This window comes from Sediminibacillus sp. JSM 1682029 (assembly GCF_041366435.1).
In the GTDB taxonomy this organism is placed as follows: domain Bacteria; phylum Bacillota; class Bacilli; order Bacillales; family Amphibacillaceae; genus Sediminibacillus; species Sediminibacillus terrae.
On sequence record NZ_JBEWYY010000003.1, the window covers coordinates 169,034 to 182,415 of the forward strand.

Consider the following 13,382-nt stretch of genomic DNA (forward strand, 5'->3'; position numbering starts at 1 on the left):
GATCTAACTTATAAAAGGGAGCAGTTAACATGTTGGCAGAGAGCTTCAATCCATTTGATAACCTGGTTGTATCAGCACTGGTCGCTGCAATACCGATTCTCTTGTTCTTATTATGTCTGACCGTATTGAAAATGAAGGGGATTTATGCCGCCCTGTTAAATTTGCTGGTGACGTTCTTCATTGCATTGTTCCTTTTCCGGCTTCCTTTGGGGGAATCCCTGGGCAGCGTCATGCAAGGATTGATTCAAGGAGTATGGCCGATCGGTTATATAATCGTCATGGCTGTATGGTTATATAAAGTTGCGGTCAAGTCAGGGAAATTTGAAACACTCCGCGGGAGTATTGTAGGGATATCGAAGGACCAGCGTATCCATTTATTACTGATTGGCTTTTGTTTTAATGCCTTTTTGGAAGGGGCTGCCGGATTTGGCGTTCCAATTGCTATCTGTGCGGTACTGTTGGTTTCGCTTGGCTTCAAGCCGTTGCAGGCCGCTATGCTCTGTTTGATTGCCAATGGGGCATCCGGAGCTTTTGGTGCAATTGGAATCCCGGTGGGAATTATCGACACGTTTGGATTGGAAGGCGGAGTGACTTCGATGGACGTATCGATCATGACGGCTCTGACATTGCCACTCATTAATTTTACGATTCCGTTTTTGCTTATTCTGCTTGTTGATGGGATAAAGGGAGTGAAAGAAATACTACCCGCCATCCTGGTTACTTCAACAACATACACGGTAACCCAGGCGCTTATTACAGTTGTGCTTGGACCGGAGCTGGCAGATATCATTCCTTCTCTACTTGCTATGGGTTTGTTGGCGTTATTTTTAAAAAAGTGGCAACCGAAGAACATTTTTTTACTGAACGGAAAGGAGTGTCAGACGGAGAAGCATTCTGCCGGCGAAGTCATCAAGGCCTGGTCTCCGTTTTACCTATTAACGGCATTCGTGCTGGTGTGGAGTTTGCCGGTTTTTAAAGGGTTGTTTGCAGAGGGGGCAGTGTTTGATTGGGCGGTATGGGGCTTCATCATTCCTGGTTCTTCCATACCTGTTTCGATTGATTTCATGGGGGCGACCGGGACAGCGATATTGTTGGCAGGATTGACGACAGTTGCTTCCACAAGGGCGATTCGTTTTAGCCAGAGTCTACAGCTTCTTGGTAAGACCGTTGGAGAATTTTGGAAACCAATTGTCATGATCTGTGCCATTATCGGCATTGCCAAGCTGATGACCTACGGTGGATTGACAACTGCTTTAGGGGAGGCAGTTGCGACAACAGGAAAGGTCTTTCCGTTACTGTCACCTGTTCTCGGTTGGATCGGCGTCTTCATGACAGGGTCGGTGGTGAACAACAATACACTGTTCGCACCTATTCAGGCTACTGCAGGCAATATCATCGGGACCAATTCTTCCTTGTTGGTTGCCGCCAATACAGCTGGCGGCGTGATAGCTAAGCTTGTCTCTCCGCAATCGATTGCCATCGCAACCGCTGCGGTAGGTAAAACAGGCAGCGAAGCAACCTTAACAAACATGACATTGAAATATAGTTTTGGCCTGTTATTGTTTGTTTGCATTTGGACCTTGGTGATATCTTTATTTTTCTAAAAGGATTGTTAAGGAGTGACTGGTAGACCTGGAATACAAACTGATTTCCTTCGCGCAGTGTGGGTACTTTCGTAAACAAGACCATAGGGCAGTCTTATCAAATTTATCTTTCCGTTCCCTTTTGATTGGGAAAAAGCAGCCATTTCCCTTTAAGTAGACTATGGATCGCTGATAAAGAGCCCCCTTTGTAAAGAGAATCGGTTATGGTTTTGTAGCAACCGGCACATAATAAGGGCAAAGTCGGGTTGCAGGAGGAAATCGGTTTGAAGCATCATCTCCTGGTAAAACAAGCTGTTAAGCATCGTCAACAGAAGCAGATAGAAAAAGGCAAGGGCAATCTTCATTGGTGGCAGCTGTCCTTGATCGGGATCGGTTCCATCATCGGAGCGGGATTCTTTCTTGGTACCGGTCTTTCCATCAAAACGGCGGGCCCGTCCATTTTGTTTGGTTATTTAATTGCCGGTCTGACGACATTTTTTGTGTTCAGCGCCCTGGCAGAAATGACGATAAATGATCCGTCGCCAGGCTCTTTCCGCGCATATGCCACGAAAGCGTTTGGCCATGCTGCAGGATTCACTTCCGGCTGGATGTACTGGTTGTCCGGCGTGTTGATTATGTCCAGCGAGATTGTGGCACTGTCGACTTTCACGCAGTTTTGGTTTTCGCATATTCCGTTATGGATTTTTTCTATCATTTACGCAGCGCTCGGCTTTGGTATCAACTTGTTGGGAGTGCAAAATTTCGGGAAAATCGAGTCAATGTTTGCAACCGTCAAAATAGCCACACTGGTTTCGTTCATTGGCTTTGGCGCTTTATTTCTGCTTGGGGCCATTTCCCCAGGGGAGATGGATACAGCCGTTCAGACTGGCATAGGAGGATTTTTTCCCCATGGTCTTGAAGGGCTTTGGGCAGCGATGATTTTTATTTTTTTTTCCTTTGGCGGGATTGCCGTTGTCGGGGTCACGGCATCTGAATTAGACCATAAACGGGATATTTCCAAATCCGGAATCGGATTGATCATCACGTTGGTAACCCTGTATGTCCTTTCCCTTTTCTTTGTTTTATGGATGGTGGACTGGTCTGAGATCAACGAATCGGAAAGTCCGTTCGTCACCGCTTTGTCTGCCTTCCGCATCCCCTACCTAGATTCCATATTCAACATCATTATTATCAGTGCAGCCTTTTCGACTATGGTGGGCGCGTTGTTTTCGATAAGCCGCGTCATGGTTTCCCTTGCCAAGGACGGAGATGCACCATCGAAAGTCAAACAGAAAAACAGCCGGGATGTCGCTGTTTACGCTTTGTTGATAACTGCAATCGGGCTTGCTGTATCCATTTTATTTTCCTATTTACTGCCGGGTTCGATGTATGAATACGTGACCACTTCTGCCGGAGTGATTTTAATCCTGAATTGGGGCATGATTTTGGCTTCTCATTTGAAGTTGCATCCAACCTATCAAGAAAATCAAGGAACATTCAAAGCTTTTGGCTATCCATATACCTCTTATTTGGGCTTGGTTCTCATCCTGATCGTACTTGCTGGTGCGCTATTCCATGCTGGTGAACGGATAGGCTTGTTCATAAGTGTGGGGCTGATTGTCGTCATTTTTGTTTGCTATAAGGTTTTCCGGAAATCGCCGCAAGATCATGGGGCATAGGCCGAAAATGTGCCCCAACATTCTCGATTTTGGAAGCGGGGATCCGTGGAAAGAAAGTCTATGATAATAGGTGAATGATCCAGGACAGGGTGTATGGAAAAAAATGTATGGTCTGCATAACGGATCGCTTCTAAGGCGAGCGGAAGTTCCCTCCGGAATATCTCGTCCCGCACAGCGGCCGATGGCTGTCCGTCGGGCCCGTCGACCTGAACGAACGCTTGGAAGGCTAAGGAGTCATTGTATGTTGACCATTTTCCGATCACTTCATCTCGCAACAATGGGTTGACTTTATCCCAGGCAAAACTTCTCCCGATGGTGACAAAAAGGTCTGCAGTAATATCCGAGTGGGTCAGTGTATAATGCCGGGAAATGAAGGGGGCGGTAGGTGTGACGCCACCTCTGAACTCTACGGATACCTTTTCGGGGTTTAATTGGTTCACAGTTTTTCACATCCTTGAATTTCATTGCTTTACCTTATGCAGGGCTGGAAACCTTGGTTCGGAATATTGAATTGCCGAACAGGAGCACCACAACAAATGAGTGGAACAAGGTAAGGAAAGACTGTTTTTAGACTTTGGTTTTCAGGTAAGATATAAATGTGACATAGTTTGAATGCTCCTTCCTCCCCTCCTATATTCGTTGAGTAGGTGTTCGCCGCTGCGGAAATACCCTGCGCTTTCCGCGGGCGGCTGGTGAGCTTCCTCGAGCTGACGCTCTGTGGAATCTCACCGAGGCCTTTCCTCCCGCAGGAGTCTACAGGTATTTCCTCCGCTGGAGCCGGACTCCTGTTTAGGAATGCATGTGTGAAACATTTTCTCTTGCATCACTTGATACTGCGTGAAACGTCTTGTCTATCAAAAGGCGTTACTAGGAATACAAGCAGATAGTCCAAGAGAAGGAGAACATACGGAACTCCACATTTTTGTGAAGAGAAAAAACACGTTTCCTGAAAAGCGTTATTAAGAAGTCTGGTTGGATTTCAACGGTATAAGCTTCTCCGCTTGTGATAAACAGTATGCTTCTTGCTTCTTAGCGCAGGTAGCATACGCAGACTCCTGCGGGAAAAGCGCGAGCTGAAGATCCACTTGGTAAAGCGGTTTTCTTTACCAAGTTAGCTGAAGCCGTGCCCGCGGAAAGCGAAGTATGCTATCCAAGCGGTGGTCAACACTTTATTTGGATAGCATTGAAAACCTTCCATTACAGGTATTGTACAGTTTGTATCAAAAGGGAAATGTTAAAAGCACAAAGCCTGCGAAAAGGGCTTAAAGAAAAAAGCCCTGATGCCAACGGGATCAGGGCTTGTATTCACAAGGACTCATGAATGATTTTTTTGTAATAGAGAAAGGAAAGGAATCCGAATATTGAATAGAGCGCCGTGTACAGCCCCATCACGATCAACATCGGTGTCCAAAGTTCATTGCCGAAAAAGAACCAGCCGGATTGAACAGCAAAATAGCTGTGAAGCAGCCCGACAATTAGCGGAATTCCGAAGTTGAATACTTGTTTTCCGTGGATCCCCTTTTCCAAGTCTTTCCGGGTAAAGCCTAACTTGCGCAGAATGGTATAGCTCGGTTTTTCTTCTTCGCTTTCTCCCATTTGCTTGAAGTATAAAATACAACCCGAAGTGACCAGGAATGTCAGTCCCAAGAAACCGACAATGAACATGATCAATCCCATGTTTTGTTTTTGGTTCAGCGTAGATTGGTATAGCGAATAGTTCCCGAATTCTTCACTTATCTCCATGCTTTGGAAAATATCATTTGCTTCCTCAACTTGGTTTTCGTCCTTCAAAGTGATGCCGATATAGGTCGATGCTTCCTGCTGTACCTCTGGATTTAGATCCTGCTTCAACTGTTCATATGTTGTACGATCGACGACTGCAGTGGGTAGACCGCCTACGGTAAAGTAGTTGGAGATTACTTTTTCCTTGGATAGGCCGGCATAGCGCTGGAGTATTTCTTCGTTTTTTCCGTGAATCGTGACATTGCCCTCTCCATCTAAGTTAATCATTTTTTGAAGAGCGTCATTGTACCCGGTAAACAAGGTTTCGTTTTCTGTAAGATTCATCCCTTCCACATCTGTATCGCTTATAACTGGTACAGTCATATTTCCGCCATCTGTATTGAACTCTTCCAAGTTTGCATCCGTAATTTCTGAAATATCGATGTCAGCCGTCAATACTTCTATCTCGGTTTTTTGATAGGCAATACTATGTTCGGCTAAATTTTCTCCGAAGCTTTCGGCAGCCTCCTGGTCAATCAACGAAAAGTCATCAGGCGACATCGTTTCTGCTGTTTTTTCCGCCGAATAATAGGAAATGTACGTCAAGGACAACAAAGCGATCGCCAATGCCGATACGGTGGTAATAATCGTCAACAGCATGGCATTCGATTTCATCCGGAACATGATCGACGATAAGGAGAGTACTTCGTTGATATTCAAATAGCCGCCTTTGTTTTTTCGGATCAAATTTGCTACAAAACGGACGGATCCTTTGTAAAAGAAATAAGTCCCGACAATCACAGAACCGAGAATGAAAAGCATGGCCATATACAAACGGGTAATAGAATTGAAGTCTCCATCAAACAATTTGGAAGAAACATAATAACCTGTCACAATCAATCCAAGGCCTAAAATACCCATCAAAATCTCCCAGATTGATATTTTCTTCACTTTTTCTTCAGTACGAGAAGTGACGTGGAATAAAGAAAGTATGCTCTGCCGCCTGATAAACAGATAATTCATCAGCATGATTAACAAATAGATCGCACTGAACACGATAAGGGTTTGAACAAGTGCTTGCGGTGAAAAATAAAGATTTGCTACGGCTTCGATACCGGTTACTTTGAAGAAAGCCATGGTAATCAGCTTGGAGACTGAAAACCCTACCGCGATGCCGATTGCCAGCGACCCGAAATAAATGATCAGGTTTTCTGCACTGAGAATCCGGAAAATCCGGTTTTTTGTCATCCCGATTAGCTGGAACAGCCCGATTTCCTTGCTGCGCCTTTTGATAAATAAGTTGTTGGCGTACAACAGAAACACGGAGACGATTGCCACTAGCAGGACAGATGCTGCACGTACTCCTGCCGCCCCTTTAATTCCTGATTTCGCCTCATCCATTGCCGGATCGTACTGCATGGTGACAAAAGCAAAATAGAGAGCCACGCTGAAAATCAAGGCAAAGACATATAAGTAGTAGTTTTTTAAGTTCTTTTTCAAATTGCGGAAGATCAGTTGATTAATGTTCATATTGAACCCCGCCCAGTACCCCTTGGGTTTTCATGATATCTTTCAGGAAGGTTTGCCTTGTCTGATCCCCTTTGTTCAATTGCGTATAAATGCTGCCGTCTTTGATGAAAATGACCCGGCTGCTGTAGCTTGCCGCCACCGGATCGTGAGTAACCATGACGATGGTGGCTTTCCGTTTTTCGTTCAAGTCGCTCATTTTCGAAAGTAAGTCGGATGCCGACTTGGAATCGAGTGCGCCGGTCGGTTCATCGGCAAAAATGATGCTTGGTTCATGAATGAAGGCTCGAGCTGCCGATGTACGCTGTTTTTGTCCTCCGGATATCTCGTTTGGATACTTGTGCTGGATGTCGGCAATCCCTAATTCATCAGCTATACGTTGGAATCGTTTGTTGGCTTCTTGCTTGGACACTTTCGATATGGACAACGGTAAAAGGATATTTTCCTTCACCGTCAAGGTGTCGAGTAAATTGTATTCCTGAAAAATAAAACCTAAGTGATGCTTCCTGAACTCTGCCAGTTGCTTGTCTTTCCTGCCGGTGATTTCCTCCCCATTGACCTTGATTGTGCCATGACTGACTCGGTCGATGGATGAAAGGACATTGAGCAGCGTGGTTTTTCCGGAACCAGACGCTCCCATGATGGTGACGAACTCTCCGGTTTTGATACTTATGTCGATACCTGTCAAGACTTCTTGTTTGGTGAATTTGTTTCCATAGCTTTTATGGATTTTTGATGCTTCCAATACATTCATTTGTAACCCTCCAAAGTGCGTTGTTAGCTTCATTTTATAATGTCTGATTCTAGGAGTCCTTTCATTCTTCTAACAAAATAGCAAAGGCATGTGACACTTTTGTCACATGCCTCGGATTTTCACGAATTCATCCGGATCAGGGAAAGTCAACGTGAAAGTGGCTCCTGTACCAGGATCGGACTGTACGCGGATGTCTATTTTCAAGATATCCGCTGCCACTTTGGAAAGGTATAATCCCATGCCGGTTGCTGCATTGTCCCGGTGATCCGTCGTAGATGTGAAGCCTTTATCAAAAATGCGGGGAAGATCTTTGGCTTCGATTCCTCTGCCATTATCGGTGATTTGCAGTTGACTTTGTCCGTCTTTCTGGCTGCTTTTGACCACGATTTCGGACGAGACTTCACTGTATTTAATCGCATTGGTCAGGAGTTGGCGGATGATAAAGGAAAGCCATTTTGCATCGCTCAGGACAGTGGAAACAGAGAGGTCGACATCGATGCCGATCCGTTTTTGCATGCACCAGGATCGCAGGGAATTGATTTCATTGAACAAAAGCGGTTCCAGTTCGATTGTTTCCATATAAAGGTCGTTCTCGATAAAAGGAATCCGTTTTTGATGCAGTTGTTGATCCAGCAGTAAATGGATGCGCAGCCATTCGTTTTTCAATTGCGATTTCAATTGTTGCTCCTCTATCCGGTCGATGATCAAATGCATCGTCGTCATCGGGGTTTTCACCTCGTGAATCCACGATAGCAAATCGTCTTTTTCCTGTTCCAACAGTTGTTGATTGGTCGAAGCATCTTTTTTCAATTGTTCGATTGGAATCACGATACTGTCGATGATCAGTCGCTGGAATGGCGATTTTGGTTCAGGCAGGCTGGTTACATCGAGGTCATATTCACGGTCGGCCAGCTCCTGGAAAAACGTCGTTTCCCGTTGATACCGGACGATTAGAAAAATCACAAAGGCGACAAGAGAAAGAAATACATAATAAATGATTGAAGAAAAGCGGATGGCTTCATCCAGATAACCGATCAGCAGAGCCAGCAGCTGTATCAGCAAGTATAGGAAAATCCAGCTTAACCGTTCTCGTAAAAAGGTTCCGATCATCGACTTTCCAGCTCCTTCGCTACATATCCTTGGCCGAATTTTGTTTCGATCAAGTCGCCAAGTCCAAGCTCGCCCAGCCGTTTCCTCAACCTGTTCACGTTAACCGTTAACGTATTGTCGCTGACAAATCGCTGATCGTCCCACAACCGGTTGATCAACTCCTCGCGGTTGACAATTTTGCCTTTTCGCTCGATCAACAGTTTTAAAATATACATTTCATTTTTGGTCAATTCGATTGTTCCCGTCTCGTTGCTGACCCGGTTACGCTCCAAATCGATGGTCGCTCCCGCCCAGGTTTTCAGTTCGTTCCCATCATTACTGTAATTATATACCCTGCGGAGGATCGCCTGGATTTTGGCAATCAACACATCAAAATGAAAAGGTTTTTGGACAAAGTCATCTGCCCCGAGATTCATCGACATTACCATATCTGTCGGGTGGTCACGGGAAGAAAGGAAGATGATCGGCACATTGGAGTGCTCCCGGATCATCCGGCACCAGTGGAATCCGTCGAATTTAGGGAGCTGGATATCGATAATCACCAAGTCAGGCTGAATAGCTGTGAATGTTTCCATCACCCGTTCATAATCATCGATTCCATATACGTCATACGACCATTGCCCGAGCCGGTCTTTGATTTCCTGGTACAAGGCTTCATCATCTTCTATCAACAGGATTTTAAACAACACGCTCACCACGCTTTTTTTATTCTTCTAGCAAAAGTATAGCAAATATAGACATTTTATTCTCTACCTTCCAGACAATTTTAGCCCGAACCAATTAATAGGATTCAGTCCATTTCCTCTGTATGATAGGAGAATTGAATTTTGAGGTTGCGTTAGAGAGAGAAACAAATCGATCCATTATGCCTTCGGTGTTACACCATCTGAAAAGGCAGGGGTTTCCGGTAAGAGAGAAACAGGGCCGTTTAATCATCGAAGAGCCGGCTATGAAGGATTTTCAAGATTTTTGTCAGGACCATATGGATGCTTCCTCCGTTTGGTTTCGCTTGAGAAATCAGGAGTGGCGGCCGCTTTCTGTACTCGATCAAGTGTGGGAGTCGGAGTGGATTGACGAGGTAATCGACAAGCAGCTATTGACCTGCCACCCCCAGCCAATCGTCACGCCTGAAAGAGCGGTTTATGCCTACTATCCTTTATCAGCGAAAACAGATTGCTTGTTTCAAAGGGAACCGCAATCTGTTTTTTTACGTGGAAAAAGAGAAGAAAATAAAAGGAAGAAAGAGGAAATGGGAGCAAATATCAGCGATTTGTTCTTTATAACGAATAAATGAAGAAATTTGACGTTTTGAATTTTAGAGTTCACCAGTTAGAATGAATTCATCGTTCTTAAAAAAGAACAAAATTGTTCGCTGATAAGAGACGAGCACTCCCATTTTTTAATGGGTTGAAATATAACAAAATCAGAGGAGGAATCATTGTGTATAAAAAAATCAGCACAGCAATCATGTCAGCGGTATTGGGGATCGCTTTAGTAGGAGGAGGGACCTTTGCTTATTTCAGTGACACGACCACTACGGCAAGCACTTTTTCTTCAGGCACACTGGAACTTAGCGCCAACCCATCCACTATAGTAGAATTGGATAATTTAAAACCGGGGGATTGGACAGAAAAAAGCTTTTTCCTTACCAATGAAGGAACGCTGGATATCAAAAAAGTACTGCTCCATACCGATTATACGGTAACGGATAAAGACGGAAACCCTGTAAGCGAGGAACTCGCCACTCAGTATGCACAAGCACTTAGAGTGGATTTTCTTAAAAATACCGGTGATGGGAACGTTTTTGCTTATCCGGTCATCGTCAGCAGCACATCATTATTTGAATTAAAAGATATGGTATTGGAAAATGCGGCAACGGAACATGAATTATTAGATGGTAATTTCATGGGTTTAATAGACGGTATCGAAGCGGGTAATGGGGAAAATGCAGAGGATAGTCTTTACGTGAAATTCAGGTTCAAAGATAGTGGCGAACCACAAAATGAACTGCAGGGACTGCAATTGGACTTGGAATGGACATTCGAAGCGATGCAAGAAGATGGAGAGGAGCGATAAAAAGTTTATATGAACGAAAGAAAGACAAGCCCTTCAGGCTGGGGCTTGCTTGCGGATTGACGGTTTAACAGCAAAAGGTGCCCAATCACGGGTGCCTTTTGCTGTTTTATCGAGCGAAGAGAATCAAGTCATCGAGAAGATCCACTTTCGGCCCAAGAGGATCAACTCCGTCCGAAAGAAGAGCGAAAACGGAAGAAAGAGGATCAACTCCCCGGAAGAAGATCAACTTTCGGCCCAAGAGGATCAACTCCGTCCGAAAGAAGAGCGAAAACGGAAGAAAGAGGATCGACTCCGTCCGAAAGAAGAGCGAAAACGGAAGAAAGAGGATCAACTCCCCGGAAGAAGATCGACTTTCTGTCCAAGAGGATCGACTCCGTCCGAAAGAAGAGCGGAAACGGGTTAAATAAAATCAATTTATTTCTTGTGCTTCGGAATTTTAAGGTTCACTGGGCGGGATATTTATGAAAGCCCTTTACTAAACAAAATAGTAGTTTTTTTCTGAATATTGTATTTACTTTCTCGATAAACATGTTAAGATTGTTGATACTCTACTAGATTTTTCAACAGGAGGATTGGCAATGGTAACCTTTTTTGCAGCATTGATCTTACTTATACTCGGCTATGTTTTCTATGGTAAGTTTGTAGAACGGATTTTTGGAATCGATGATAGAACCGCTACCCCTGCGTACACCAAGCGGGACAATCTGGATTTTGTCCCGATGAGTTGGTGGAAAGGGAACCTTATCCAACTATTGAACATTGCCGGACTCGGTCCGATTTATGGGGCGGTTGCCGGTGCTCTCTATGGGCCTGTGGCATTTATTTGGATTGTAGTCGGGAGTGTATTCGCTGGAGCGGTTCACGATTATTTTTCTGGTATGATGTCGCTTCGCCATAACGGCGCGCAGTTTCCAACATTGGTAGGCCGTTACTTGGGAAAACCTGCGAAAGTGTTTATTAACGGCCTTTCACTGGTATTGATGCTGCTTGTTGCGGCGGCTTTCACAGCTGGACCTGCACAGTTGATTTCACAAATCACGCCGCTAAGCTTTATGGTTGCGCTCGCCATCATCTTTGGTTACTTTTTCTTGGCGACTGTTCTTCCGGTCAATCGGATTATCGGGAGGATTTACCCTTTGCTTGGAGCGATTTTGCTTATCATGGCAGTGGCTGTTGCAATTGGTACTATTGTATCCGGCAAACCGATGCCGAACCTGACGATGGCGAATCTCCATCCAGGAGACCTGCCGGTATGGCCATTGTTGATGGTGACGATTTCCTGTGGGGCGATTTCCGGGTTCCATTGCACCCAAAGTCCGATCATTGCTTGTACGATGAAAAAGGAATCGGATGGACGTAAAATCTTTTACGGAGCGATGATCATCGAAGGAGTGATTGCGTTGATTTGGGCAGCCGCCGGCATGACTTTCTTCAACGGAACAGCCGGTCTTTCGGAAGCCCTTGCTGCAGGCGGGCCGTCTGGAGTGGTAAACGAAATCTCAACCTCCTTACTAGGTACAATCGGTGGGATTCTTGCGATTTTCGGTGTCATCATTCTGCCGATTACAACCGGGGATACGGCCCTTCGTTCATCCAGGATGATTGCGACGGACATTTTGTCAAAATTCTATCGAATGGATAACAAGTGGAAGGTGTTGCTTGTCACGATTCCGATTTCGATTCCGGCATTTTTCCTGGCGACAATCGACTACACCTTTTTATGGAGGTACGTAGGCTGGACCAATCAGGTCGTGGCCACGGTGATGCTTTGGACTGGTACCTTGTATTTATTGAAGAATTTCAAGCTGCATTGGATTTGCGGTGTGCCGGCAGTGTTCATGACCGGCGTTGTCTGCACCTACATCTTCTATGCACCAGAAGGCTTGAGCCTTGATTACCAGCTGTCCGTCATTATCGGATTTTCGCTCACCTTTGTCGTCATCCTGTGGTATGCCAGCCAGATCATCAAATATCACAGTATCAAGCAGAAAAGCGCCCAATACAACATCGCATAAGGAAAAGCGTCTTCCGGAGACTTACCTGGAAGACGCTTTTTTAAGTCGAATGGAATGCTTACAGACCTTACAGGCCCGAAACCTGCAGTACGAGAATGCATGCCATCCATCCTCCCGTAACGAGGTAATGCTGCCAGTTGTTCTTTCCGAAAAGGAAGTGGCCATTGCCCACTCTCGAAAGGATTACTGCTGCCATTCCGGATATCACCCATTGAATTGGTGCATGCATGATGAACGAGAACATCCCCAACAAGAGAAAGCCCAAATGAGTACATGTAAAGAAGGTCAAAGCGATGATTTGGATTGGCCGCAGCTGGGGAAACGGACGGTCATTTCCTGTTCTTAAGAATACAACGACACCCGACAGACTGATTAATGAGAATAAAGTAATCAAAGTACTGCTGATCAACTAAATTCCTCCTTTTCCTATTGATGTAAAGGTAGATTAAACGGTGGGGTCGACCCCACGTCAATAGTTTTGGTGGAAAAGAAAGGAGACTTCTCGATGAGAATCGGAGAATTTGTCAAAGAAATGGAATCGACCAAGGATACTGTTCGTCATTATGAAAATCTCGAGTTGCTTGAACCCGCATGGAATAATGGCCAGAGGATATATGGATTGCAGCAAAAACGCGATTTTGAGGCAATTCGGGAAATGAAGTCACTCGGACTTTCATTAAAGGATATTCAGACTATCGTAAGGTTGCGGCGGATGAAGGGCTGTGGTTCCGGACATTTAATAAAGGGTGTTTCGGAAAGTTTGATGATACTGCAGGGAAAACTGGAAAAGGAAGAGCAGGCCATAAGGAATAAAAAGCGGATGGTAAAAGAATTGCTGGAAGCTTTAGGATAAAAGCGAGTTGTTTTATCTTTGCGAAGCCATCAAATTCCGGCTAAAGGCTGGTGCAAATGATTC

General features: G+C 45.0%; 13 protein-coding genes. 7 read left to right on the top strand and 6 right to left on the bottom strand.

Annotated elements, in window-relative coordinates:
- The first annotated feature begins 29 nt into the window (after positions 1 to 29).
- Entirely contained in the window at positions 30 to 1,604 is a 1,575-nt protein-coding gene (locus tag ABVF09_RS07120; RefSeq protein ID WP_371068873.1) for an L-lactate permease, read from the top strand.
- Positions 1,605 to 1,867: 263 nt separating this feature from the next.
- Positions 1,868 to 3,262 carry an amino acid permease gene (locus tag ABVF09_RS07125; RefSeq protein WP_371068874.1) on the top strand — a complete coding sequence of 465 codons (1,395 nt, stop codon included), beginning with the start codon at positions 1,868 to 1,870 and terminating at the stop codon, positions 3,260 to 3,262.
- Here ABVF09_RS07125 and ABVF09_RS07130 read toward each other — a convergent pair.
- The 5 genes from ABVF09_RS07130 to ABVF09_RS07150 all read right to left on the bottom strand — a co-directional run bounded on the left by ABVF09_RS07130 (position 3,250) and on the right by ABVF09_RS07150 (position 9,061).
- Positions 3,250 to 3,702 carry a staygreen family protein gene (locus ABVF09_RS07130; protein WP_026568819.1) on the bottom strand — a complete coding sequence of 151 codons (453 nt, stop codon included), beginning with the start codon at positions 3,700 to 3,702 and terminating at the stop codon, positions 3,250 to 3,252. The genes ABVF09_RS07125 and ABVF09_RS07130 overlap by 13 nt on opposite strands.
- 865 nt (positions 3,703 to 4,567) lie before the next feature.
- Positions 4,568 to 6,514, bottom strand: a complete 1,947-nt coding sequence (locus ABVF09_RS07135; RefSeq protein ID WP_371068875.1) for an ABC transporter permease — start codon at positions 6,512 to 6,514, stop codon at positions 4,568 to 4,570.
- The gene (locus tag ABVF09_RS07140; protein WP_026568817.1) at positions 6,504 to 7,265 is read right to left on the bottom strand and encodes an ABC transporter ATP-binding protein; all 762 of its coding nucleotides are present in this window, start codon (positions 7,263 to 7,265) and stop codon (positions 6,504 to 6,506) included. Before ABVF09_RS07140 ends, ABVF09_RS07135 begins: the two co-directional genes overlap by 11 nt.
- Positions 7,266 to 7,367: 102 nt before the next feature.
- On the bottom strand, positions 7,368 to 8,375 hold the full coding sequence (locus tag ABVF09_RS07145) for a sensor histidine kinase (protein WP_371068876.1): 1,008 nt from the start codon (positions 8,373 to 8,375) through the stop codon (positions 7,368 to 7,370).
- Positions 8,372 to 9,061: a response regulator transcription factor gene (locus ABVF09_RS07150; RefSeq protein ID WP_026568815.1), complete on the bottom strand. Its 690-nt coding sequence runs from the start codon at positions 9,059 to 9,061 to the stop codon at positions 8,372 to 8,374. The genes ABVF09_RS07145 and ABVF09_RS07150 overlap by 4 nt, the downstream gene beginning before the upstream one ends.
- A gap of 134 nt (positions 9,062 to 9,195) precedes the next feature.
- Here ABVF09_RS07150 and ABVF09_RS07155 point away from each other — a divergent pair, with 134 nt between their 5' ends.
- The 4 genes from ABVF09_RS07155 to ABVF09_RS07170 all read left to right on the top strand — a co-directional run bounded on the left by ABVF09_RS07155 (position 9,196) and on the right by ABVF09_RS07170 (position 12,466).
- Entirely contained in the window at positions 9,196 to 9,669 is a 474-nt protein-coding gene (locus ABVF09_RS07155) for a hypothetical protein (protein WP_371068877.1), read from the top strand.
- 146 nt (positions 9,670 to 9,815) lie between these two features.
- Positions 9,816 to 10,451 (top strand): TasA family protein, encoded by a 636-nt coding sequence (locus ABVF09_RS07160; RefSeq protein ID WP_237648665.1) that lies wholly within the window; start codon positions 9,816 to 9,818, stop codon positions 10,449 to 10,451.
- Positions 10,452 to 10,500: 49 nt separating this feature from the next.
- Positions 10,501 to 10,854: a hypothetical protein gene (locus ABVF09_RS07165; protein ID WP_371068878.1), complete on the top strand. Its 354-nt coding sequence runs from the start codon at positions 10,501 to 10,503 to the stop codon at positions 10,852 to 10,854.
- 175 nt (positions 10,855 to 11,029) lie between these two features.
- Entirely contained in the window at positions 11,030 to 12,466 is a 1,437-nt protein-coding gene (locus ABVF09_RS07170) for a carbon starvation CstA family protein (RefSeq protein WP_371068879.1), read from the top strand.
- A 67-nt stretch (positions 12,467 to 12,533) separates the two neighbouring features.
- Here the strand turns inward: ABVF09_RS07170 and ABVF09_RS07175 are convergent, their stop codons facing one another.
- A complete protein-coding gene (locus ABVF09_RS07175; protein WP_371068880.1) occupies positions 12,534 to 12,875 on the bottom strand; it encodes a hypothetical protein in 342 nt (113 codons plus the stop codon).
- A gap of 96 nt (positions 12,876 to 12,971) precedes the next feature.
- Here ABVF09_RS07175 and ABVF09_RS07180 point away from each other — a divergent pair, with 96 nt between their 5' ends.
- The gene (locus tag ABVF09_RS07180) at positions 12,972 to 13,319 is read left to right on the top strand and encodes a MerR family transcriptional regulator (RefSeq protein ID WP_371068881.1); all 348 of its coding nucleotides are present in this window, start codon (positions 12,972 to 12,974) and stop codon (positions 13,317 to 13,319) included.
- Positions 13,320 to 13,382 lie beyond the last annotated feature (63 nt).

Bases quoted from the DNA above. Each gene is read 5' to 3' on its own strand.
- ABVF09_RS07120 (WP_371068873.1), top strand. From the start codon at position 30: ATGTTGGCAGAGAGCTTCAATCCATTTGATAACCTGGTTGTATCAGCA.
- ABVF09_RS07135 (WP_371068875.1), bottom strand. From the start codon at position 6,514: ATGAACATTAATCAACTGATCTTCCGCAATTTGAAAAAGAACTTAAAA.
- ABVF09_RS07140 (WP_026568817.1), bottom strand. From the start codon at position 7,265: ATGAATGTATTGGAAGCATCAAAAATCCATAAAAGCTATGGAAACAAA.
- ABVF09_RS07145 (WP_371068876.1), bottom strand. From the start codon at position 8,375: ATGATCGGAACCTTTTTACGAGAACGGTTAAGCTGGATTTTCCTATAC.
- ABVF09_RS07170 (WP_371068879.1), top strand. From the start codon at position 11,030: ATGGTAACCTTTTTTGCAGCATTGATCTTACTTATACTCGGCTATGTT.
- ABVF09_RS07180 (WP_371068881.1), top strand. From the start codon at position 12,972: ATGAGAATCGGAGAATTTGTCAAAGAAATGGAATCGACCAAGGATACT.